The following is a 23476-nucleotide window of genomic DNA, read 5'->3' as shown; positions in this document are numbered from 1 at the left end:
CTGACTTTACTTCGGTGCTTTTTTGCCGATTTTCGACGAATCCGGCACACTACCGACCGCCCCACCCCATTCACTCATGCAGAAGCCGTATGACCCGCTCCCCGTTCCGCCGTCTTGTGTTTGGCACCCTGCGCCGATTGTTGTACCTCTGGGTTCGCTCCGAGACGATCAACCAGTCGTCCTTCACCCTCAACCTCGACCGCAGTCGTCCGGTGTTCTACGTCCTGCAAGATCCTTCGCTCACCGACCTGGCCGTGCTCGACACCGAGTGCACCAAGGCGGGCCTGCCGCGTCCGGTGCTGCCGGTCTCAGTGGGCAACCTGTTGGAGCCGGCGGCGTTTTTCTACCTGACACCGGCGCCGGACTGGCTCGGACGCCAGGACAAACGTGGTGCGCCGCCGACCCTGACGCGGCTGGTCAATGCCCTGTCCCACAACGCTGCCGAAGACGCACAGATCATTCCGGTCAGCGTGTTCTGGGGCCAATCGCCTGACAGCGAATCCAGCCCGTGGAAACTGTTGTTCGCTGACAGCTGGGCCGTCACCGGACGTCTGCGCCGCTTGCTGAGCATCATGATCCTGGGGCGCAAGACCCGCGTGCAGTTCTCCGCGCCGATCCATCTGCGCGAGCTGATCGAGCATGACAAGGGCCACGAACGCACCGTGCGCATGGCCCAGCGGATCCTGCGGGTGCACTTTCGCAATCTGAAAGCGGCGGTCATCGGCCCGGATATTTCCCACCGACGCAACCTGGTCAAGGGCCTGCTGAACCAGCCGCTGGTCAAGCAGGCTATTGCCGAGGAAGCCGAGCGGGAAAAGATCGCCCCGGAAAAAGCCAAGGCCCAGGCCCTGCGCTACGGCAACGAAATCGCCTCGGACTACACCTACACCGCGATCCGCTTCCTGGAAGTGGTGTTGAGCTGGTTCTGGAACAAGATCTACGACGGCATCAAGGTCAACCACATCGAAGGCGTGCAGAACGTCGCCCAGGGCCACGAAGTCATCTACGTGCCGTGCCATCGCAGCCACATCGACTACCTGCTGCTGTCGTACCTGCTGTTTCGCAACGGCCTGACCCCGCCGCACATCGCCGCCGGCATCAACCTCAATATGCCGGTCATCGGTAGCCTGCTGCGTCGTGGCGGGGCGTTTTTCATGCGCCGTACCTTCAAGGGCAACCCGCTCTACACCGCCGTGTTCAACGAATACCTGCACACGCTGTTCACCAAGGGCTTCCCCGTGGAGTACTTCGTCGAGGGCGGTCGCTCGCGCACCGGGCGCATGCTGCAACCCAAGACCGGCATGCTCGCCATTACTTTGCGCAGCTTCCTGCGTTCATCGCGCATGCCCATCGTCTTCGTGCCGGTCTACATCGGCTATGAGCGGGTACTGGAAGGCCGTACCTACCTGGGCGAGCTGCGGGGGGCCAGCAAGAAGAAAGAATCGATCTTCGACATCTTCAAGGTCATCGGTGCCCTCAAGCAACGCTTCGGCCAGGTCGCGGTGAACTTCGGCGAACCGATCAAGCTGGCGGAATTCCTCGACGGCGAACAGCCCGATTGGCGCCAGCAGGAGCTGGGGCCGCAATTCAAGCCAGCCTGGCTCAACGCGACCACCCACCGCCTCGGCGAGCGTGTGGCCCGGCACCTGAACGAAGCTGCGGCCATCAACCCGGTCAACCTCGTGGCCCTGGCGCTGCTCTCCACCAGCCGCCTGGCCCTGGACGACCGCGCCATGGCCCGGGTGCTGGACCTGTACCTGGCGCTGTTGCGCAAAGTGCCGTATTCGCCCCACACCACCCTCCCCGAAGGCGACGGCCAAGCGCTGATCGAGCACGTAAAAGGCATGGACCTGCTGTCGGAACAGAGCGATGCCCTGGGCAAGATTCTGTATCTGGATGAACAGAACGCGGTGCTGATGACCTACTACCGCAACAACGTGCTGCACATCTTCGCCTTGCCGGCGTTGCTCGCCAGCTTCTTCCAGAGCAGCTCACGCATGAGCCGCGAGCAGATCCTGCGCTACACCCGCGCCTTGTACCCGTACCTGCAATCGGAGCTGTTCATTCGCTGGTCGCTGGAAGAACTGGACGGCGTGGTCGACCAGTGGCTCGAAGCATTCGTCGAACAAGGCCTGCTGCGTTTCGAAAACGACCTGTACCTGCGCCCGGCGCCGAGCTCGCGGCACTTCGTGCTGCTGACCCTGTTGTCCAAAAGCATCGCCCAGACCTTGCAACGCTTCTACATGACCGTCTCACTGCTGCTCAACAGCGGCCAGAACACGGTCAGCGCCGAAGAACTGGAAGACCTTTGCACGGTCATGGCCCAGCGCCTGTCGATCCTGCACGGCTTGAACGCTCCGGAGTTCTTCGACAAGAGCCTGTTCCGCCACTTCATCCAGACGATGCTGGACCTGGATGTGCTGCGCCGCGACGAGGCCGGCAAACTCAGCTACCACGAACTGCTGGGCGAACTGGCCGAAGGCGCGGCCAAGCGGGTGCTGCCGGCGGAGATTCGCCTGTCGATCCGCCAGGTGGCGTTGCATCGCAGTGAAGACGCGGCGGAGATCGCCGTCAGCCCCGACCTTTGACATTTGCCGATCACTCACCCTGAGCGTGGAACGCTTCTGGTGAGTGCATCGGTCAATCGACAGGCGTACTCCGACGCTGCGCAGCGGCCAAGGCGACGTCAAACGAAGAAAAAACCTACAGAGAACTTTGGAGCAGGCCTCTAGGATGAGCCCACGTCAATGTCGACGTATTGAAAAGGAATTCAACATGAACATCATCACCCTCACCCTGCAACTGCCCGCAGGCTATGAGCTCCCGGAAGCCGGCCGTGCCGAAATCGGTGTTCGAAATGCCGACGGTGTGCAGATCAGCACCAGCGGCGGACAGGGCTCCAACATGGCGCCAAGGGAGCCGCTCCAGCAGCCTTGGCAATATCGCTTCCAGGTCGATTCCGAGATGGCGTCCGTAGGCGAGAAACTCTCGGTAAAGGTGCAAATGTACCAAGGCGATACCGCTCTTTTCCTTGATACCGAACAGTCCTTCACCTGGGATGGCGGCGATCAACACGTTGACATCCTGCTGAGCCTGGCGCCAGCATCGTAGGCTGAAACTGTTCAAGCGCCCGCCTTCGGTTCCTGAGCCGCGACGTTACGCAGGGATGCTTGGACGCAAATCCGCTAAACGCTTATTGACGCCAGTGTGGCTGACGTCAATAAGCCAGGTGCTTCCCATGAAAAAACTCGCTCTGCTTGCATCCATGGCCCTACTGGCCGCTTGCCAATCGGCACCCCCTCCCTCCGCGTCCCTCGATGGCGAAGTGTTTTATCTGCAACGCGTTGCCCTGCCACCCAACGCGACCTTGAGCGTGAGCCTGCAGGACGTTTCCCTGGCCGACGCTCCTGCGGTGGTGCTCGATGAGCAGAGCGGCCCGATCAAAGGCCAGGTCCCGCTGCCGTTCCACCTCAGTTATGATCCCGCCCAGGTCAAGCCCGGCCATCGTTATGCCGTGAGCGCCCGCATCGAAGTGGACGGCCAGTTGATGTTCATCACCACCGAACAACACACCGTGCAACTCGATGGCAAAGATCCGCAGCCGTTGAAGATCCGCGTCAACGCCGCACGCTGATTCCTTTTTCAAATTCTCTTCAAGGAAGCTGTCATGCTCCGTTCTACCCTCCGTTTTACCGGCCTGTGCGCGGGCCTGTTGATCTGCGCCAATGCCATGGCCCTGTCCCTTGGCGATCTGTCGCAAAAAGATGCCACGGGCGGTCTCAAGGACGCCCTGACCCAAGGCGCCCAAGTGGCGGTCAAGCAACTGGGCACACCCGGCGGTTTCAGCAATAACCCGGAGGTGAAGATCGAGCTGCCGGGCAAGCTCGGCAAAGTCGCCAGCAAGATGAAAGCCTTCGGCATGGGCGAGCAGGTCGATCAACTGGAAACCAGCATGAACCAGGCCGCTGAAGCCGCCGTGGTCCAGGCCCAGCCGATCCTGGTCAACGCCGTGAAGAACATGAGCGTGGACGATGCCAAGGGCATCCTCAGCGGCGGCAAGGACTCCGCCACGCAATACCTGAACAAAAGCAGCCGCGAGCAGATCCGCGCCAAGTTCCTGCCCATCGTCAAGCAAGCCACCGACAAGGTCGGCCTGGCGCAGAAATACAACAGCTTCGCCGGCCAGGCCGCGACCTTCGGCGTACTGGACGCCAAAAGCGCCAACATCGAAAACTACGTGACCGAACAGGCGCTGGATGGGTTGTTCGAGATGATCGGCAAGCAGGAAGCCACCATCCGCCAGAACCCGGCGGCTGCGGCGACCAGTTTGGCGAAGAAGGTTTTCGGTACCCTTTAAGATCGCAAGACACCTGTGTGGCGAGGGAGCTTGCTCCCGCTCGGTTGCGCAGCAACCGCAAAAGCTTGGGGCCGCTACGCAGCCCAGCGGGAGCAAGCTCCCTCGCCACAGCTTCGGTGTGCACCTCTTGATCAGGTTTTCTTGACCCTGAACCACGCCGCATACAACGCCGGCAAAAACAGCAACGTCAACGCCGTCGCCACGATCAGCCCGCCCATGATCGCCACGGCCATCGGGCCGAAGAACAGGCTGCGCGACAGCGGGATCATCGCCAGTACCGCCGCCAGTGCAGTGAGCACAATCGGGCGGAAGCGTCGCACGGTCGCTTCGATGATCGCCTGCCAGGGTGCGAGCCCGGCCTTGATGTCCTGCTCAATCTGGTCCACCAGGATCACCGAGTTGCGCATGATCATCCCCGACAGCGCGATGGTGCCCAACATGGCGACGAAACCGAACGGCTGGCGGAACACCAGCAGGAACAGCGTGACACCGATCAGCCCCAGGGGCGCCGTGAGAAACACCATGGCCGTGCGTGAGAAACTGCGCAGTTGCAGCATCAGCAACGTCAGTACCACCACGATGAACAATGGCACACCGGCATTCACCGATTTTTGCCCGCGAGCCGAATCCTCCACCGTACCGCCCACTTCCAGCAAATAACCGTCCGGCAGTTCGGCACGAATCGGCTCCAGGGTTGGGAAGATCTGTTGCACCAGGGTCGCCGGTTGTTCCTTGCCGTAGATATCGGCCCGCACGGTCACGCTCGGCAGACGGTTGCGGTGCCAGATCACCCCCTCTTCGAAGCCATACTCTAGCGTCGCGATCTGCGACAGTGCGACGCTTTTACCACTGTCGGTGGGCACCGCCAGGCTCGGCAGCAGCGACAGTTCGGTGCGCTCATGCACCGTGCCGCGCAACAGGATTTCGATCAACTCGTTGTCTTCCCGGTACTGGCTGACGCTGGACCCAGTAAGAGAACTTTGCAGGAAGCTCGACAGATTGGCCGTGCTCACGCCCAAGGCCCGGGCACGGTCCTGATCGACGTTCAGGTACACCACTTTGCTCGGTTCTTCCCAATCCAGATGCACATTAGCCACGTAGGGATTTTCACGGACCTTCGTCGCCACTTTCCGTGCAAGGGCCCGAACTTCTTCGATGTGCTCACCGGTTACGCGGAACTGCACCGGGTACCCCACGGGCGGGCCGTTTTCCAGGCGCGTGACCCGCGAGCGCAAGGTCGGGAATTGTTCGTTCAAGGTGCTGATCAACCAACTGCGCAACGGCTCGCGGTCTTCGATGGTCTTGGCGAGCACCACGAACTGGGCAAAGCTCGACGCCGGCAGCTGTTGGTCCAGCGGCAGGTAAAAGCGCGGTGAACCGGTGCCGACGTACGCCACATAATTGTCGATGCCCGCGTGGTCCTTGAGCAGTGCTTCAAGGCGCTTGACCTGTTCGGCGGTGTTACTCAGGGAAGCGCCTTCCTGCAGTTTCAGGTCAACCATCAGTTCCAGCCGCCCCGACGCCGGGAAAAACTGTTGCGGCACAAACCGGAACAGCACCACCGAGTCGACGAACAACAGCACGGTCAGGGTGATGACGGTTTTACGCCGACGCACGCACCACTCCACCAACCGTCGGACCCGCCGATAAAACGGCGTGCCGTAAGGGTCGGTCTGGCCATCAGTGGTGCCGTGTTTGGCCGCGTGAATTTTCGCCAGATCCGGCAGGAGTTTTTCCCCCAGGTACGGCACGAACACCACGGCGGCCACCCACGAAGCGAGCAGCGCCAAGGTCACGACCTGGAAAATCGAACGGGTGTATTCGCCGGTGCCGGATTGCGCAGTAGCAATCGGTAGGAAGCCCGCCGCCGTGATCAACGTACCGGTGAGCATCGGGAACGCCGTGCTGGTCCAGGCGAAACTGGCGGCCTTGATCCGGTCGAAGCCCTGCTCCATTTTGATCGCCATCATCTCCACCGCGATGATCGCATCATCCACCAGCAGCCCCAGCGCCAATACCAGCGCACCGAGGGAGATCTTGTGCAGGCCGATCCCCAGGTAGTACATCGCGGCGAAGGTCATCGCCAGCACCAGCGGAATCGCCAGGGCCACCACCATGCCGGTGCGCAACCCGAGGGAGAAAAAGCTCACCAGCAACACAATCGTCAGCGCTTCGACCAAGACCTGGACGAACTCGCCGACACCGGTTTTCACCGCCGCCGGCTGGTCCGAAACCTTGCGCAGTTGCATGCCGGCCGGAAGATTGTTCTGCAAACGGGCAAACTCGACCTCCAGGGCCTTGCCGAGGATCAGGATATCGCCGCCCTGCTTCATGGCCACGGCCAGGCCAATGGCATCTTCACCCATGAAGCGCATGCGCGGGGCCGGCGGATCATTGAAACCGCGACGCACCTCGGCCACATCGTCGATACGGAAGGTGCGATCGGCGACCCGGATCGGAAAGTTGCGAATATCTTCTACTGTCTGAAAATTCCCTGAAACCCGTAGCTGCAGTCGCTCACTGGCGGTTTCGAAGAAGCCGGCGGTCGATACCGCATTCTGCGCTTCAAGGGCCTGTTGGACCGCCGCCAACGGCAAGCCGAGGGTCGCCAACTTGACGTTCGACAGTTCGATCCAGATTTTTTCGTCCTGCAAACCGAGCAGCTCGACCTTGCCCACATCCTTGACCCGTTGCAGCTGGATCTGGATGCGGTCGGCGTAATCCTTGAGCACCGCGTAGTCGAATCCATCGCCGGTCAGCGCGTAGATATTGCCGAAGGTGGTGCCGAACTCATCGTTGAAGAATGGCCCCTGGATGCCCGGTGGCAAGGTTTGGCGGATGTCTCCGATCTTCTTGCGGATCTGGTACCAAAGCTCGGGAATCTGCGCCGAATGCAAGGAATCGCGGGCCATGAAGGTCACCTGGGATTCACCCGGGCGGGAGAACGAGACGATCCTTTCGTAATCGCCGGTTTCCATCAGCTTCTTTTCGATGCGTTCGGTGACCTGACGCGAAACTTCCTCGGCGGTGGCGCCCGGCCAGTTGGTATGAATGACCATGGCTTTGAAGGTGAACGGCGGGTCTTCGCTCTGACCGAGCTTGGTGTAGGAAAGCGCACCGACGACGGCCAGCAACAGCATCAGGAACAGTACGATCTGGCGATTACGCAGCGCCCATTCGGAAAGATTGAAGCCCATCGGGGATTACTCCTTGGCCGCCAGGTTGACCACGCGGTTGGAGCGATCCACCGGCCGCACCTGCTGGCCGTCGAGGAGCACATGCACGCCAGCTGCCACGACCCAATCATCGGGGCCCAGGCCTTCCAGCACCGGAACGGTTTTTTCGCCGAAGGCGCCGACGCGCACCGGGACTTTTTTCAGGGTGTTGTTGGCGTTGAGCACCCAGACAAAAGTGGCGCCGTTCTCGGCAGTCAGGGCCGACAACGGCACCGACAGTGAGACCTTGTCGGCGGCCTGGATAAACACCCGGGCGCTCTGGCCCAACTCAGCCGGAACGCTGCCAGCGGTGAACGCGACACGGGCAGCGAAGGTGCGAGATTTGGGGTCGGCGGCTGGCGAGAGTTCGCGGATGCGCCCGCTGAAACGCTGGTCGGGTTGACTCCACAGCTCGACCGAGACCGGCTGGCCGATCTTGAACCGGCCGAAACTCTGCTCCGGCAGGTCGATCAGCACTTCACGCTCGCCGTCGGTGGCAAGGGTGAAGACGGTTTGCCCCGCCGATACCACCTGCCCGACTTCCACCGAACGCCGGGCAACCACACCATCCTGCGGCGCACGTAATATCGAGTAGCTGGCCTGATTGTTGGCGACGTCGAATTCGGCCTTGATCTGCTTGAGCCGCGCAGCGCCGGAACGATAAAGGTTTTCCGCGTTGTCGTACTGGGACCGGCTGACCATCTGCCGCTCCATCAAGGTCTTGTAGCGGTCACGCTCGGCACGCACCAGGTTCAGGTTGGCCTCGGCGGCAGCAACCTGGGCGCGGGAGGCTTCCAGTTGCAGACGCACATCCTCGGGGTCGAGTTCGGCCAGCGCCTGATTGGCCTTGACCCGCTGCCCCTCCTCGACCAGTCGTCGGCTCACCTTGCCGCCAATGCGAAAGGCCAGATCGGGCTCGAAGCGGGCGCGCACTTCGCCGGGATAACTGTCCATGGCTTGGGCCGAAGGCTGTGGTTTCACCACCATGGCGGGGCGCACGGCCATCGGCACCGGCTCGTCATGACCACACGCAGACAATAAAAACGCCAGGCTGACTGGCAGGGCGAGGGACAACGCATAGCGGAGCATGGCGAGTAACCTTTCGCTAATGGTGCTTGGAATAATTATACTGGCGAGTATGTTATTAATAGCAAACTCACCAGTCCAGTATTAAAAGCGAATAATGTCGAACAATCTTTCACCTCCCAACGGCCCTGGCCGTCCGAAGGACCTGGCCAAACGCCAAGCCATTCTCGACGCGGCAAAAAAACTGTTCCTGAGCCTGGGGTATGCCAGTACCAGCATGGACGCCGTCGCCGCTGAGGCGGGCGTGTCTAAACTGACGGTCTACAGCCACTTCAACGACAAGGAAACGCTGTTTTCCGCTGCCGTCCTGGCCAAGTGCGAGGAACAGGTGCCGCCGCTGTTTTACGAATGGCCTGATGGCGTGCCGATTGAGAATGTGTTGTTGAACATTGCCCGTGGCTTTAACCAACTGATCAACAGCGACGAATCGGTGAACCTGCATCGGCTGATCATGGCCCTGGGCAGCCAGGATCCGAAGCTCTCGACGATTTTCTACGAAGCGGGCCCCAGCGGATGCTCTCGGGCATGGAGCGGCTGCTGAACAAGGTCAACCAAAGTGGTGCCCTGAACATCGACAAACCGCGCAATGCCGCCGAGCATTTTTTCTGCCTGATCAAGGGCGCGGCGAATTTCCGCTTGTTATACGGCTGCGGCCCTCAATTGGAAGGCGAAGCCGCCGAGGCCCATGTACAGGAAGTGGTGGGGTTGTTTGTGCGGGCTTATCGGCCATAGGTCGAGCCGGTAGCCTTTCGCTGGCTGGGAGGGCCTCATCGCGAGCAAGCTCGCTCCCACAGGGTTTGATAAACGCTACAGATCCAATGTGGGAGCGAGCTTGCTCGCGATGCAGGCGACGCGGCCTCAGGGCTTGAGCGCTTTCTTGGGGTAGATGTCATACCGGCTGGATTTGCCATCGAGGCCATGACTCGGCTTCGGCCCTTCGATACACGGGGCTTTGCGTGGACGCTTGACCACCACCCGGTGAGTCGCCAGGGCCAGGGCCGCGGCCAGCAGTGCCGGGGCGTCCTGGTCATCGCCCACCAGGGGCCGGAACAGGCGCATTTCCTTCTTCACCAGGGCTGTTTTCTCACGATGAGGAAACATCGGGTCCAGGTAGATGACCTGGGGTGGCTCGCCCTCCCAGTTGCGCATCACCTCGATGGAATTGCCCTTGAGCAAGCGCATGCGCGCCACGATGGGCGCCACGTCGAAATCCTCCGCCGCGCGGGCCAGGCCGTCTTCCAGCAGCGCCCCAATCAGCGGCTGGCGCTCGATCAGGCTCATTTCACACCCCAGGCTGGCCAGCACAAACGCATCCTTGCCCAACCCGGCGGTGGCATCCAGCACCCGCGGACGCACACCCTGGGCGATCCCGACTGCTTTGGCGATCATCTGGCCGCTACCGCCGCCGTACAACCGACGATGGGCTGCGCCGCCCTCGACGAAGTCCACTCGCACCGGCCCCGGCGCGTCCGGCCCCAGTTGCTGCAATTGCAGCCCTTGCTCGCCGACCTGCAAGGCAAACTCGCCATCGTCCACCTGTAAAGGCAGGCCAAGCCGCTCGGCCCACTGCTCGGCCTGGGGCTGGAAGGCGGGGGCCAAGGCTTGGACATGGATGCGACAGGGCGCCGATTGCTCACTCATGGAAGTTGTTCATTCAAGGAAACATGCTCAAAAAATTAATGATCGGCAAAAACGGCCGATAACAAAGGTGAACGGCATTTTGCCAGAGCTGAGCGTCGACCGAGAAAAATGTCAGACATTCAATCCACATCGATAGGCGTTATCTCCCCTTACGGCGATTACAGCCTGCGAAACACCCAAGCCCTGAGCGGCGTCAGTCACCTGTGGCAAGATTTTTTCGCCCGGGCCCTGGCCGATCAACTGGGTGATAACGCTCCGGTGCCTGGCAGCTACCAGCCAGTCGCCCTCGATGAAGCGGTTGAACCAACCCTCGGCGCCGAACTGCTGGAACACATTGTCAGCCAGCGCACCTGCGAAGTGATCGAAACCCCGGTCAAACCGCCTGAGCCGCTGTTCCTGCCCATCGCCGAATTCGAACTCGACCTGCTGGACAAACCTTTCCCGCCCTTCCCAGCGGAAGAAATCGCCGCCCAGCAAAAACAGCAGACCTTCGAGAGCCATTGGGTCCGCCCGCTCGTCCTCGCCGCCGGCCAACCGCTGCCTGAACCTGGCCCGGCACCGCAGCCGCGTCCATTGCACCTGCCGATTGCCGAGTTCGAACTCGACCTGCTGGACAAGCCCTTCCCACCGTTCCCGGAAGAAGAGCTCGTGGCACAGCAGAAACAACTGGACTTCGACACCCGCTGGGCACGCCCGATCGTGCTGCAGAACCTGCGTATCGCTGCCTGACCCGCTCAGGACACTAGCGACAGATCCACCATGGCCCCACATCCAGATGAAAATGGTTGCGGTGGGCCGCGTTGTAATCCGGACTCAAGACCACACTGAACATATCGCAGGCGCCCTCGCGTACCTGCCGCAGGAACCGCGCGTCGGCGTTATCCTTCGGCCAATCCCTGAGCACGCTGACCGTGCGACCATCGGCCAGGCGAAACCCGGCGATATCCAACGCACTGGCCGTCGCGTGCTGGCTGCGCGCCCCGCTTTCCCGACCGTACATGTTGCGACAGGCAAAACTGCCGAGGTGATCGACCCGCGTCACTTTCTGCCCGTAGGCCGCCGCTGCCGCCGGCTGCAGCGCATGACGCTCGAACAGCGCGAAGGCCACCGCCAATGGACAACTGGCGAGGAAACTGCTGCTCAGTGCCACCTCACCTCCCTGCACCCTCAACACGTTGGTCAACGGGCACGACGTATTGGCGCCACTGTCGGCCTGGCGAGCGGTCCGCAGCCCCGAGGTGGCGAGTGCCTGGTCACACAGCTGCGGGTCGTTGCGCAGGGCCATGAGCTTGTAGCGGGTCAGCAGGTTGGGTGGCTGATTGACGTCCAGGGGCGCCCAGGGATTCCATTGTGGCGGCAGCGACAGCCAGCCACGCCATACCGCCAGCGCCGCGAAGCCAACGATCAGCGCTAGGACCATTAAACCTTTCAAAAACCGCACGACACTGCCTCGGGCATCAACCCTTGAATAATTGGTTAGCCTGTTTGAACGGCATCGCGCGACGGGTGAACGTGAACGTGCCCTGCTGCTGGATTTCCTCGGCCGCGCGGAAAAACTCGCCATACGCGGCCAAGGCCAGGGCCGATCCGACGCTGATGCGCTTGACCCCCAGTTCGCTCAACTGCTCCAGCGTCAGGTCCAGCGCGCCGGACATCAACACATTCACCGGCTTCGGCGCCACGGCCTGCACCACCGCGAGCACTTGTTTGGCCGAGCTGAGCCCCGGGGCGTAGAGCACGTCGGCACCGGCCTCGGCAAACGCCTTCAGGCGACGGATCGTGTCATCCAGATCAGGGTTGCCGTGCAGGAAGTTCTCCGCCCGGGCGGTCAACAGGAAGGGGTACGGCAAGCTGCGCACGGCATCGGCGGCGGCCTTGACCCGTGCCACCGCATGCTCGAAGCAATAGATCGGGCTGTCTTCGCGCCCGGTGGCATCTTCGATGGAGCCACCTACCGCACCGGCCTGCGCCGCACGGAGCAGGTTGCGGGCGCAATCCTCGGGCGCGTCGGCGAAACCGTTCTCCAGGTCGACCGCCACCGGCAGATCAGTGGCGGCGACAATCGCCCGTACGTTGGCCAGGGTGTCTTCCAGCCCCAATGCACCATCAGGCCGGGCCAGGGAAAAAGCGTGACCGGCACTGGTCGTCGCCAAGGCCTCGAAGCCGAGGCTGGCCAGCATCTTGGCGGAACCGGCGTCCCACGGATTGGGGATGACAAAAGCCCCTTCGCGTTCGTGCAGGGCCTTGAACGCCTGGGCTCGACGGGTTTGCGCATCCATGTAGTTCGCTCCTAAGCAGAGAGGGATCGGCCTCAGAGCAAACCCAGTTGCTCGGCGGCGGGCTCTCTATATAGCTCAGGCAGGGCCGGCAAGCCAGGCAAACGACTCATCAAGCGGCGGTGAAAGTGCTGCGCGAGCTTTGCCGCCAGCAGGTTGTCGGCGGTGTGCAGGAAGATATAAGGCGTGCGCCCTTCTTCGATCCACCCGGCGATTTTTTCTACCCAGGGCGTCAGGAATGGCTCGTTGGCCTCCAGCACCGGATGGCCGATGAAGCGCACCTGCGGACATTGGGTGAACGCCGTCGGCCGGGTTGGCACCCGCGGTTTTTTCGATTGAGCATGGAGCACGGCAGGGTCGGTCGAGGTGCAACTGAACAGCGCCCGGGGATCGAGGCAGATGCGCTCGACGCCACGGTCGAGCAACAGGCGATTGAGGCGCCGTTCGGCATCGCCCTTGGCAAAGAACTCATCGTGGCGCACCTCCACGGCCAACGGCCGCTCGAAGGCGTCGATGAAACCCGCCAACTCGGGCAATCGATTGGGGGTAAAAGCCTTGGATAACTGCAGCCAGAACGGCGAGACCCGCTCACCCAGGGGGCTAAGCAATTGCACGAAGGTTTCGGTGGCTGTCAGGCGCTCGCGCAAGTCGCCATTGTGGCTGATGTCACCGGGTAATTTGGCGGTGAAGCGAAAATGCCCGGGCATGGTGTCGGCCCAACGCTGGACGATGGCCGCAGAGGGACTGGCGTAGAAAGTCGTATTGCCTTCCACGGCATTGAACACTTGGGAATAGAGATTCAGGAAGTCGGAGGTTTTTGCGTCCTGGGGATAAAGATAATCACGCCAGGCGTTTTCGCTCCACGACGGGCAGCCCAGGTAATAAGGCAACACCATCAGATGTAGAGGTCGAGTCCCAGCACTTCCATATCCCAATCGACGAAACCGGCGGTGCTCAGGTAGCTGGCCAGGGCCGTGGCCACACTGCGGCTCATGGAACGGTGATACAGCATGTCTTGCTGACGGGCGGGAAGATTGCTCAGGCGTTGCGCAGAGGCTTTGGCGGCACGGGCGGCCAATTGCTCTTCAGACGGAAATTCCAGTTCGCCATCGATGTCATCGAAAGACTCAGGCTCAGCGGCTTTGCCTGCACGAGGCTTGCGCTTGATGGGGTAGGACTGGGAGGGAACGCCGTCTATACGCATAACAGAATGCTCGGTATCAATGATGGCAATTTAGCGGCACTTTCACAGCCGCGCAAATGCGCAAGTGATAACTAGAACACATAAAGTCAAAAAGGTTTAAAAACGGGCGGAAAAAGTGACGACTGGCAATATTCGACGTGACTTTTGGGGGAGGAAATGACTTTTAAGATGAGGTAGATGACTCTGTGGTGCGCAGATGTTTGTGGGTGCAGATCACTTTTGTGGCGAGGGAGCTTGCTCCCGCTCGAGTGCGCAGCGCTCGCCAGATGAGCGTCTGGCGTGCCGATGTCGGGGTGCGCTGCGCGCCCCAGCGGGAGCAAGCTCCCTCGCCACAACGCTGCCCGCTTGGGAATGCGGTCAACCCTGGGCTTACCGCTCGGATTTCGGCGTCGCGACCTTGTCCCGCAGGTACACCGGTTGCGCATCATCGGCCGGGATGGCTTCGCCCCGCGCCCAGGCAAAACGGGCCAGGGCCAGCAGGTCTTCGGCGTGGGGCAGCAGGGTGGCATCCTGGCCGCTGAGGTTGACGGCTATCCGCTCGCCGTAGCCCCAACCGGTACCCGCGCCGAACCAATCACCGTCGGCCCCAGCCGGCAAAGTTGCAGCCTCGGGTGGCAGTACCGCTTCAGCACCGACCAGGCGCATTTCGCCGTCGGTTTCGCGATAGCAACCCCAGTACACCTCGTCCATCCGCGCATCGATGGCCGCTGCGACTTGCCGGGCGCCCTGTTCGCGCAAGGCGCGCTGGGCCAGCACCGCCAGGTTCGACACCGGCAACACCGGGCGCTCCAACGCAAACGCCAGCCCCTGCACCACACCGATGGCGATGCGCACGCCGGTAAAAGCCCCCGGCCCCCGGCCAAAGGCAATGGCATCCACCGCCTGCAAGGTGATCCCGGCATCGCTGAGCAATTGCTGGATCATCGGCAACAGCTTTTGCGCATGCAGGCGCGGGATCACCTCGTAATGGCTCGTGACCTTGCCGTCGTGCAGCAAGGCAACGGAGCAAGCTTCAGTCGCGGTGTCCAGGGCCAGCAAGGTGCTCATCGATGTGTCCGTAAATCAGGTGGGAAAAAAGTGCGCCAGTATAAACAACTACGGCCCGCAAGCGGGCCGTAGTTGATGCTGCTGATCAGACTTTTCAGCTCAGCGCTTCGAGCACCTTGCCGGTGATCGCATCGACCGAACCAACGCCCGGGATGTGGCTGTATTTCGGCTTGCCGTGAGTCTTGGCCGACAGCTCCTGGTAGAACGCCACCAGCGGCTTGGTCTGGGAATGGTAGACCGACAGGCGATGACGCACGGTTTCTTCAGTGTCGTCCTTGCGCTGCACCAGGTCTTCACCGGTGACGTCGTCCTTGCCGGCGGTTTTCGGCGGGTTGTAGACGGTGTGGTAGACACGGCCGGACGGCTCGTGGACACGACGACCGGCGATGCGCTGGACGATCTCTTCGTCGTCAACGGCGATCTCAACCACGTGATCGAGCTCCACGCCGGCTTCTACCAGGGCTTCGGCCTGGGGAATGGTGCGCGGGAAACCGTCGAACAAGAAGCCGTTGACGCAGTCGGCTTGAGCGATGCGATCCTTGACCAGCGCGATGATCAGGTCATCCGACACCAGGCCGCCGGCATCCATGATGCTCTTGGCCTTGACGCCCAGCTCGGTGCCCGCCTTGACCGCGGCACGCAGCATGTCGCCAGTGGAGATTTGCGGGATACCGAATTTTTCGGTGATGAACTTTGCCTGAGTACCTTTACCGGCCCCGGGAGCTCCCAGCAGAATGACGCGCATCGATGTGCTCCTCAATTTTTTTATGTAAACGCTCGGATTCGCCTCGTGGGGCCAATCTCGGAAAACAGGATCGTGACCGCCCAAACGGCCAAAGGCTGATCAAGATACACAGCAGGCCCGACCCACACAAGCCGCCGAAAGTCGGAGGAACCCGCGCCTGATACGACCTTCGAAGGGGGTGGCGAGAGGCGCAACCGGACCACAAACTGTCGCCCGGCAGACCTGTTCCCTCCCCTCCAAGACCACGCCCCCGAGACACCGGACGGGCCGTTTCGGTGCGCTGCTTAACCTTAGCCGGTATTGCGCAAACCGGCGGCAATCCCCGCCACAGACACGAGTAACGCCTGTTCTACGGGGCTGCCCTGGGCCACATCCTGCTGCCGCGAGCGGGCCAGCAGCTCGGCTTGCAACAGGTGCAACGGATCGAGGTAGGTGTTGCGCAGGCGAATGAATTCCAGCGTGGCTGGGCTATGTGCCAGTAGCTGCGACTGACCGGTCAACCCCAGGACCACCGAGCACGCCTGCGACAATAGGTCGCGTAAATGCGCACCCAACGGTAGCAGTGCAGGTTCCACCAAACGCTCATCGTAGGAACGGGCAATGTCGGCGTCGGCCTTGGCGAGCACCATCTCCAGCATATCGATGCGGGTACGGAAGAATGGCCACTGTTCGCGCATCTGTCCCAGCAACTCGCCTTCGCCCCGCTCCAGGGCCTTGCTCAGGGCGGTTTCCCAACCGAGCCAGGCCGGCAACATCAGCCGGGTCTGGGTCCAACCGAAGATCCACGGGATCGCCCGCAGGCTTTCGATACCACCGGCCCGGCGCTTGGCCGGCCGACTGCCCAGGGGCAGGCGCCCCAGTTCCTGCTCCGGCGTGGACTGGCGGAAGTACTCGACGAATTGCGGATTCTCGCGCACCACGGCGCGGTAGGCGCTGACGCCATCGGCGGCCAGTTCGTCCATCAGGTGCCGCCACTGGGGCGTCGGTGGCGGCGGTGGCAGCAAGGTCGCCTCAAGCACGGCGGCGAGGTACAAATTGAGGTTCTGTTCGGCGATGTCCGGCAGGCCGAATTTGAAACGAATCATTTCGCCCTGCTCGGTGGTGCGGAAACGCCCGGCCACCGAACCCGGAGGCTGGGACAGGATCGCCGCGTGCGCCGGGCCGCCGCCACGGCCCACGGTGCCGCCACGGCCATGGAACAGCAGCAGTTCGACTTGCTGTTCGCGGCAGATGTCCACCAGCCGTTCCTGGGCTCGATATTGCGCCCAGGCCGCCGCCGTGGTCCCGGCGTCCTTGGCCGAGTCGGAGTAGCCGATCATGACTTCCTGGGGCCCTTGCAGCCGTGAACGATAACCCGGCAACAGCAGCAACCGCTCGATCACTGGTCCCGCGTTGTCCAGGTCGGCCAGGGTTTCGAACAGCGGCACCACCCGCATCGGCCGCAACACGCCGGATTCCTTCAACAACAACTGCACCGCGAGGACATCGGAAGCCGCCCCGGCCATAGAGATCACGTACGACCCCAGGGACGCCGCCGGTGCCGCAGCGACCTCCCGGCACGTGGCCAGGACCTCCGCCGTGTCGGCCGATGGCTTGAAGTGGGCGGGTAGAAGCGGACGTCGGTTGTTCAGTTCGTCCAGCAAGAAGCTGATGCGCTGCTCCTCGTTCCAATCTTCATAGCGACCCAGGCCCAGGTAATCGGTGATTTCGGTCATCGCCGCGGTATGGCGCGTCGAGTCCTGGCGCACATCGAGACGCACCAGGAACAACCCGAAAGTCACCGCCCGGCGCAGGCAATCGAGCAGCGGCCCGTCGGCGATCACGCCCATGCCGCATTCGTGCAGGGAGTGGTAACACAGCTCCAGGGGGTCCAGCAGCTCGCGGTTGTGCTGCAACACATCGGCGGTGGCCGGCGTGGTTTCTTTCAAGGATGCATGGGCCCAATTACGGGTGGCGCGCAAGCGCTCACGCAATTGCTTGAGCACCGCACGATAGGGTTCGGCGCTTTCGCCCGCCTGGGCACGCAAAGCCTCGCTGGCGTTTTGCATGGACAGTTCGGCGGCCAGTTGATCGACGTCGCGCAGGTAGAGGTCCGCCACCATCCACCGGGCCAGCAACAGCACTTCGCGGGTGACCGCGGCGGTGACATTCGGATTGCCGTCACGGTCGCCGCCCATCCACGAAGCAAAGCGGATCGGCGCGGCCTCCAACGGCAGGCGCAGCCCGGTGGCGGCGTGCAACGCCCGGTCGGCCTTGCGCAGGTAATTGGGAATGGCCTGCCACAGTGAATGCTCGATCACCGCAAAGCCCCATTTGGCTTCATCCACGGGGGTCGGCCGGGTCCGGCGAATTTCTTCGGTGTGCCAGGCCTCGGCGATCAGTCGCTGCAGGCGCTCGTGGATTTGCGCGCGCTCGGCGCTGGTCAGGTCGCGGTGGTCCTGGGCCGCCAGTTGCGCGGCGATGGCGTCGTACTTCTGGATCAGCGTGCGGCGGGCCACTTCAGTGGGGTGGGCCGTGAGGACCAGTTCGATCTCCAGCCGTCCCAATTGCCGCGCCAGGGATTCGGCGCCATGGCCCTCGGCGCGCAACCGGGCGAGCAGCTCGGGCAACACCCGCGCCTCGAACGGTTCCGGCTGCGACTCTTCGCGGCGGTGGATCAGTTGGTATTGCTCGGCGATGTTGGCCAAGTTGAGGAACTGGTTGAACGCCCGCGCCACCGGCAGCAATTCATCCTCGCTCAACTGATTGAGGCTGGCACTGAGCTCGGCGTCCACGGAACCGCGTCGATCCGCCTTGGCGCCTTTGCGGATCTGCTCGATCTTGTCGAGAAACGTGTCCCCGTACTGTTCGCGGATGGTGTTGCCCAGCAGCTCGCCGAGCAGGTGAACATCCTCGCGCAAGCGGGCATCGATATCGGTCATCAGCAGTTCTCCAGCAAAAAGGTCCGGACAGCTATCGGGGTAGACGCATGGGCTAGATGCGTGGGCTAGATGCATGTCCTAGAGAGTGCCGATGCAACTCGGTTATGACAAGCGACGAAGGGACTTTAAACCTTGTCGGACAAAGCTAGTCTCATAAGTAAGCCACACAACGGCTTGCCACTCACCGCCTGCCACGAGCAGGCTTATTGAGGCCATTATGAAAATTCGTGAGCTCGCTCAACATTGGGAAGAAAACGCCAAGGGTCGCCTGACCCAGACTGGCTACACGATTCACCTGGACGTGGAAGCCGCCGCACGCCTGGCGGCGATCTGCGACATGTACCCCAAGCGCCACCCCGAAGAACTGTTGGGCGAGTTGATCGGCGCGGCATTGGAAGAGCTGGAAGCGAGCTTCCCCTACATCAAGGGTTCGCAGGTGGTGGCCACCGACGAAGAAGGTGACCCGCTGTACGAAGACGTAGGGCCAACCCCGCGTTTTCTCGCCTTGTCCCGCCGTCATCTGCACGAACTTTCCTCGCAGAACGACAAATCCAAACACTGATTTCTGCCTTGCCAATGGCGACCTCCCGGCACTGTCTTTTCCTTTTCCAGTGCCGTGGATACCGCTGCGCGCCTTGAAAGTTCAGCTTTTCAAGCGCTGACCAATCAGTCAGCAATTCTTTTGGCGAGTGGCCATCTTTGCTGAACTTTTGAAAAAAGCCTCGGGTCACACCGAGTAACCATACTGGAACAGTCGTTTAAATAAACGCGCCCTGGCGCCAGCGCCAAAACAGACGTCAAGGCTTCGGTCCCAGCATGGATCAGTCGTTTTTTCAGGAGTTTCCCCAATGGAGTTGAAGCCTATGAATACCTGCATTGCCAAACCCTCATCCACTGGCCTGCGCGGCCTGAAGTTGGCTGCCCTGGCCATCGGTAGCAGCTTCATCCTGGCCGGCTGTGCTGGCAACCCACCTTCCGAGCAATACGCGGTGACTCAATCAGCGGTCAACAGTGCGGTCAGCGCTGGCGGTACCGAATTCGCCGCCGTGGAAATGAAGTCGGCCCAGGACAAGCTCAAGCAGGCCGAGATCGCCATGCACGACAAGAAATACGACGAAGCCAAGCGTCTGGCCGAACAGGCCGAGTGGGATGCCCGCGTCGCCGAGCGCAAGGCCCAGGCCGCCAAGGCCGAACAAGCACTCAAGGATTCTCAGAAAGGGGTTCAGGAACTGCGTCAGGAAGGCATGAACAAGGTTCAGTAAACCGTTCACGCCACGACGTACTTCTCATTGATAAAAGGACGACAGACTATGATGCACAAACACTTGATGATGCCCGCCCTGCTCGCTGCCTGCGTAGCCCTGGCCGCTTGCTCCCACGATCCGAACGCCAACCTGGAACAGGCCCGTACCAACTACAACGGCCTGCAGGCTGACCCGGCCGCGACGAAGGTGGCCGCGCTGGAAACCAAAGACGCCGCCGACTTCCTGGCCAAGGCCGACAAGGCCTATATGGACAAGGAAGACGAAGCCAAGGTTGACCAGTTGGCTTACCTGACCAACCAGCGCGTTGAAGTCGCCAAGCAGACCATCGCCCTGCGCAACGCCGAAGCCGAACTGAAAAACGCCGGTGACGAACGTGCCCGTGCGCTGCTCGACGCTCGCAACGCGCAGATCAAGCAACTGCAGGACAGCCTGAACGCCAAGCAGACCGAACGCGGCACCCTGGTGACCTTCGGCGACGTGCTGTTCGCTACCAACAAGTCCGACCTGCGCGCCAACGGCATAACGAACGTGAACAAACTGGCGCAGTTCCTCCAGGAAAACCCGGACCGCAAGGTGATCATCGAAGGCTACACCGACAGCACCGGTTCGGATTCCTACAACCAGTCGCTGTCGGAACGCCGCGCGGGCTCCGTGCGCACCGAGCTGGTGAAAATGGGCGTCGACCCAGCCCGTATCGTGACCCAAGGCTACGGCAAGGAATTCCCGGTCGCTGACAACACCAGCGTCTCGGGCCGCGCCATGAACCGTCGGGTGGAAGTGACCATTTCCAACGACAACCAACCCGTCGCCCCGCGTTCGACCATGAGCGCCAATTGATCGGCTGAGTGCAACAAAAAAGCCCCGCCTGACTTCAATCAGGCGGGGCTTTTTGTTGGTTATCCACATTCCCTGTGGGAGCGGGCTTGCTCGCGAAAGCGGTGTGTCAGTCTCCAGATAGGTAATTGATCCGACGCCTTCGCGAGCAAGCCCGCTCCCACAGGAGATCGCCGATATCAAGTCAATCCCGGCTCACGGTTGAAGCTTCTGCGGCGTCTCCTGCCCCATGCACCGCACCGCGCGCTTCTTCTCGTTGATCAGCACGCCGGTCAGGCCTTTCTGTTCGGTGTCGAACAACACCAGCACGCCATCGATGCATTGGGCCACCTGAGTAGCCGGTTCCAGGGAGACCTTGTAATCCTCGCCCGGCACGGTCTTGAGCATGGTGAACTGGTCGAGCAGCAACGCGTCCTCGGGCTTGGCGAAGTGCAGGTAACCGTAGTACCACAGCACCGCGACGGTACCGAGGATGCTGCAGATGCCGGTGATGATCAGGGGGATGGCGTTACGTTCTTCGCTCATTGCACACTCTCAGCAGATTCAACGGGTGATTTCGGGTAATTCGGGACCTCGCCCAGGCGGCGCAGGCCGTCGAAGTGCTGGGGGTCGTCGAGGTAGCGCAGCATCACGGTGCGCCAGACCGGGTCGGCGAACGTCTGCACATGTCCGCCGCGGGTCAGTTGCAGGACCCGGGGCGGGGGCGCAGCTTGATACAGACGGATGCCATTGGAAAGAGGCACGATGGGATCATCCAGGCTGTGGTAGATCAATTTCGGCACGCCATTCAATTGCGCCACGGAACTGATCGCGCTATCACCGTCCGGCACCAGCCAGGACAACGGCACCTGGAACGGCCAGGTCAGCCACGATGTACTCAGGGCAAAACGTCCGACGTCGCGGTAACTGGCCGGCACGCCATCGAGCACCAAGGCCTTGAGCTGCCGTTGCCGCTGGGGATGTTCCACCAGGTAATGCACCGCCAGCGCGCCGCCCAAGCTCTGGCCGAGCAGCACCAGCGGCTTGCCTTGGACCTCGGGCGACTGGTCGAGCCATTTGAACGCGGCGTCGATGTCCTGGTAAATCGCCGGCAGGCTCGGCTCGCCTTCGGACAGGCCGTAACCGCGGTAGTCGACCATCAACACCTGATAACCCTGCTCCGGCAACCACCAGCTCCCGCCCAGGTGCCAGGCCAGGTTGCCGCCGTTGCCGTGCAGGTGCAGCACCGTGCCCTTGACCTCGACACCTGGTTTGACCGGCAGCCACCAGCCGTGGAGCTTGAGCCCGTCGGCCGTGGTCAGGGTGACGTCGCGGTACTCGAGCTTGGCCCGCTCGGGGGTAAACGGCAGACCGCGCTCGGGGTAGAACAGCAGTGAGCTGCAACCGCCCAGGGCCAGCAGCAGGCAAAAGATGCCGAGGATTCGCATCCGGTGAAACCTCGCAAAAAACAGAATTGGAACACAGTCCCCTGTGGGAGCGGGCTTGCTCGCGAAAGCGGTGGGTCAGTCGACATCATCGTTATCTGACCCACCGCTTTCGCGAGCAAGCCCGCTCCCACAATTGGGCAGTGTGATGCTTAAAGAATATTGGAATAATCCGCTTCGATCCGGTCCAGGCTCAGGTGGTTCAGGAAGTTGGAGAAACACATCCAGGCCGACAGCGCGTTCATGTCGCGAAACTGCTCGGGCAAGTACTTGGGCGGTACGACCAGGCCTTCGTCCACCAGTTGCCGCAGGGTACGCATGTCCTCCAGGGTGGTCTTGCCGCAGAACAGCAGCGGCACCTGTTCCAGCTTGCCCTTGCGCACGGCCAACTGAATGTAGTTGTAAACCATGATGAAGCCCTTGAGGTAGGACAAGTCTTTGGTGAATGGCAGGCCGGTCGGCACCGAGCCACGGAAAACCCGGCTGGCGTTGCCGTAGCTTTCGGCCATTTCAAAGCCTTGCTCGCGGAAGAACTCGAAGACCTGCAGGAAATCGGCGCCCTCCTCCACCATATGGATGGCCCGGGTGCGGTTGGTGAGTTTGCGCAGGCGACTCGGGTAGGACGCGAAGGTGATGATTTCCATCAGGATCGCCAGGCCTTCCTGAGTCACCGTGGACGAGGGCGGGCCCTTGGACAGGAACGTGCAGATCGGCTGGTTCAGGCCATTGAGCGTTGTGCCGACATGCACCAGCCCCTCGTGGACCTCCAGGGCCCGCACGTCGCGCTCGTTGAACATCGCATCGGTGCGGATCTTGATGTAGTCCGCGCCCGCCGCCGCATCGGCCACGATCCCGTCGGACTCGAACACTCGGATAGTTTCTTCGGCTTCGCCGAACACCCGGTTGAGGCGATGTTGCAGCAAACTCACGGCGTCCTTGGCCGTCAGGATCTTCGGCTCGTCCTTCAGGTCGCCACGACCATCGATGTTGTTCAGATAGTCGGACAGCATCAGGCCCAGGTCCGCCAGGGTCGGGTCGCCCGCGTGGAAAGCGTCAGAGGCCGCGCCGTACAACTCCTGGGAAATCAGCCCGAAATCCTCGGTGCCGCGCGCTTCGAGCATGCGCACCACCATGCGGTATTCCTTGCACATGCGGCGCATGATCTGGCCGACCGGATTGAACTGCCCGAGCTGGCGAGTGATGTCGCGCTCGATGTTCTGGAATTCCAGCTTCACCTTGCTGGAGTCGAAGGACAGCGGCCGATTGAGGTAATAGTCGCGGTCCACGGCGGGCATTTCCTTGCCCTTGGCCTTGAGGAAGCCCTTGCGGATGCTGTCATCCCATTTCACTGCGTCGAGAATACGAATCGGCGTCTGCGCCAGCACAATGCGATCGGACAAGGTGCGTATCGTCTGCTGGTAATCGTCCACCCGGAACTCCTGTGAAAAAACGTCCGCTTGT

General features: G+C 61.8%; 21 protein-coding genes and 1 pseudogene. 9 read left to right on the top strand and 13 right to left on the bottom strand.

Going from position 1 to position 23476, the window contains the following annotated elements:
• Window positions 1-89 precede the first annotated feature (89 nt).
• The 4 genes from plsB to CD58_RS05710 all read left to right on the top strand — a co-directional run bounded on the left by plsB (window position 90) and on the right by CD58_RS05710 (window position 4357).
• Window positions 90-2588 (top strand): glycerol-3-phosphate 1-O-acyltransferase PlsB, encoded by a 2499-nt coding sequence (gene plsB, locus CD58_RS05725; protein ID WP_025212097.1) that lies wholly within the window; start codon window positions 90-92, stop codon window positions 2586-2588.
• 187 nt (window positions 2589-2775) lie between these two features.
• Complete coding sequence (locus tag CD58_RS05720; protein ID WP_049866944.1) at window positions 2776-3111, top strand: hypothetical protein; 336 nt, start codon at window positions 2776-2778, stop codon at window positions 3109-3111.
• Between the two features lie 127 nt (window positions 3112-3238).
• Window positions 3239-3634, top strand: a complete 396-nt coding sequence (locus tag CD58_RS05715) for a YbaY family lipoprotein (RefSeq protein ID WP_025212096.1) — start codon at window positions 3239-3241, stop codon at window positions 3632-3634.
• A gap of 33 nt (window positions 3635-3667) precedes the next feature.
• Window positions 3668-4357 (top strand): DUF4197 domain-containing protein, encoded by a 690-nt coding sequence (locus CD58_RS05710; RefSeq protein WP_025212095.1) that lies wholly within the window; start codon window positions 3668-3670, stop codon window positions 4355-4357.
• Window positions 4358-4488: 131 nt separating this feature from the next.
• Here the strand turns inward: CD58_RS05710 and CD58_RS05705 are convergent, their stop codons facing one another.
• Window positions 4489-7554 carry an efflux RND transporter permease subunit gene (locus CD58_RS05705; protein ID WP_025212094.1) on the bottom strand — a complete coding sequence of 1022 codons (3066 nt, stop codon included), beginning with the start codon at window positions 7552-7554 and terminating at the stop codon, window positions 4489-4491.
• Window positions 7555-7560: 6 nt separating this feature from the next.
• Window positions 7561-8661 (bottom strand): efflux RND transporter periplasmic adaptor subunit, encoded by a 1101-nt coding sequence (locus CD58_RS05700; protein ID WP_025212093.1) that lies wholly within the window; start codon window positions 8659-8661, stop codon window positions 7561-7563.
• A 94-nt stretch (window positions 8662-8755) separates the two neighbouring features.
• Between CD58_RS05700 and CD58_RS05695 the strand changes: the two are divergent.
• Window positions 8756-9390: pseudogene (locus CD58_RS05695) on the top strand (TetR/AcrR family transcriptional regulator).
• Window positions 9391-9516: 126 nt separating this feature from the next.
• Here the strand turns inward: CD58_RS05695 and CD58_RS05690 are convergent.
• Window positions 9517-10299 carry a class I SAM-dependent methyltransferase gene (locus CD58_RS05690; protein WP_025212092.1) on the bottom strand — a complete coding sequence of 261 codons (783 nt, stop codon included), beginning with the start codon at window positions 10297-10299 and terminating at the stop codon, window positions 9517-9519.
• A 108-nt stretch (window positions 10300-10407) separates the two neighbouring features.
• Here CD58_RS05690 and CD58_RS05685 point away from each other — a divergent pair, with 108 nt between their 5' ends.
• Entirely contained in the window at window positions 10408-11028 is a 621-nt protein-coding gene (locus CD58_RS05685; RefSeq protein ID WP_025212091.1) for a hypothetical protein, read from the top strand.
• Window positions 11029-11041: 13 nt separating this feature from the next.
• Here the strand turns inward: CD58_RS05685 and CD58_RS05680 are convergent, their stop codons facing one another.
• The 7 genes from CD58_RS05680 to ppc all read right to left on the bottom strand — a co-directional run bounded on the left by CD58_RS05680 (window position 11042) and on the right by ppc (window position 18492).
• Window positions 11042-11719, bottom strand: a complete 678-nt coding sequence (locus tag CD58_RS05680; protein WP_419178821.1) for an extensin family protein — start codon at window positions 11717-11719, stop codon at window positions 11042-11044.
• A 37-nt stretch (window positions 11720-11756) separates the two neighbouring features.
• On the bottom strand, window positions 11757-12578 hold the full coding sequence (locus tag CD58_RS05675) for an isocitrate lyase/PEP mutase family protein (RefSeq protein ID WP_025212089.1): 822 nt from the start codon (window positions 12576-12578) through the stop codon (window positions 11757-11759).
• Window positions 12579-12610: 32 nt separating this feature from the next.
• On the bottom strand, window positions 12611-13471 hold the full coding sequence (locus CD58_RS05670; protein WP_025212088.1) for a DUF72 domain-containing protein: 861 nt from the start codon (window positions 13469-13471) through the stop codon (window positions 12611-12613).
• Window positions 13471-13779: a hypothetical protein gene (locus CD58_RS05665; RefSeq protein WP_025212087.1), complete on the bottom strand. Its 309-nt coding sequence runs from the start codon at window positions 13777-13779 to the stop codon at window positions 13471-13473. The genes CD58_RS05670 and CD58_RS05665 overlap by 1 nt, the downstream gene beginning before the upstream one ends.
• A 369-nt stretch (window positions 13780-14148) precedes the next feature.
• On the bottom strand, window positions 14149-14826 hold the full coding sequence (tsaB, locus tag CD58_RS05660) for a tRNA (adenosine(37)-N6)-threonylcarbamoyltransferase complex dimerization subunit type 1 TsaB (protein WP_025212086.1): 678 nt from the start codon (window positions 14824-14826) through the stop codon (window positions 14149-14151).
• Window positions 14827-14920: 94 nt separating this feature from the next.
• A complete protein-coding gene (gene adk, locus CD58_RS05655) occupies window positions 14921-15571 on the bottom strand; it encodes an adenylate kinase (RefSeq protein ID WP_025212085.1) in 651 nt (216 codons plus the stop codon).
• 290 nt (window positions 15572-15861) lie between these two features.
• On the bottom strand, window positions 15862-18492 hold the full coding sequence (ppc, locus tag CD58_RS05650) for a phosphoenolpyruvate carboxylase (RefSeq protein ID WP_025212084.1): 2631 nt from the start codon (window positions 18490-18492) through the stop codon (window positions 15862-15864).
• A gap of 217 nt (window positions 18493-18709) precedes the next feature.
• Here ppc and CD58_RS05645 point away from each other — a divergent pair, with 217 nt between their 5' ends.
• The 3 genes from CD58_RS05645 to CD58_RS05635 all read left to right on the top strand — a co-directional run bounded on the left by CD58_RS05645 (window position 18710) and on the right by CD58_RS05635 (window position 20594).
• Entirely contained in the window at window positions 18710-19054 is a 345-nt protein-coding gene (locus tag CD58_RS05645) for a hypothetical protein (protein WP_025212083.1), read from the top strand.
• 286 nt (window positions 19055-19340) lie between these two features.
• A complete protein-coding gene (locus CD58_RS05640) occupies window positions 19341-19754 on the top strand; it encodes a DUF4398 domain-containing protein (RefSeq protein ID WP_025212082.1) in 414 nt (137 codons plus the stop codon).
• 51 nt (window positions 19755-19805) lie between these two features.
• Window positions 19806-20594, top strand: a complete 789-nt coding sequence (locus CD58_RS05635; protein WP_025212081.1) for an OmpA family protein — start codon at window positions 19806-19808, stop codon at window positions 20592-20594.
• 192 nt (window positions 20595-20786) lie between these two features.
• Here CD58_RS05635 and CD58_RS05630 read toward each other — a convergent pair whose 3' ends face one another.
• The 3 genes from CD58_RS05630 to CD58_RS05620 all read right to left on the bottom strand — a co-directional run bounded on the left by CD58_RS05630 (window position 20787) and on the right by CD58_RS05620 (window position 23445).
• Window positions 20787-21116, bottom strand: coding sequence for a hypothetical protein (locus CD58_RS05630; RefSeq protein ID WP_025212080.1), 330 nt, complete (start codon window positions 21114-21116; stop codon window positions 20787-20789).
• Entirely contained in the window at window positions 21113-22018 is a 906-nt protein-coding gene (locus CD58_RS05625; protein ID WP_025212079.1) for an alpha/beta hydrolase, read from the bottom strand. The genes CD58_RS05630 and CD58_RS05625 overlap by 4 nt, the downstream gene beginning before the upstream one ends.
• A 149-nt stretch (window positions 22019-22167) precedes the next feature.
• Complete coding sequence (locus CD58_RS05620; RefSeq protein ID WP_025212078.1) at window positions 22168-23445, bottom strand: flavohemoglobin expression-modulating QEGLA motif protein; 1278 nt, start codon at window positions 23443-23445, stop codon at window positions 22168-22170.
• Window positions 23446-23476 lie beyond the last annotated feature (31 nt).

Source organism: Pseudomonas brassicacearum (genome assembly GCF_000585995.1).
GTDB classification, from domain to species: Bacteria; Pseudomonadota; Gammaproteobacteria; order Pseudomonadales; family Pseudomonadaceae; genus Aquipseudomonas; species Aquipseudomonas brassicacearum_A.
Note: the sequence above shows the minus strand (reverse complement) of the source record. Positions and strands in the feature narration are given on the sequence as shown.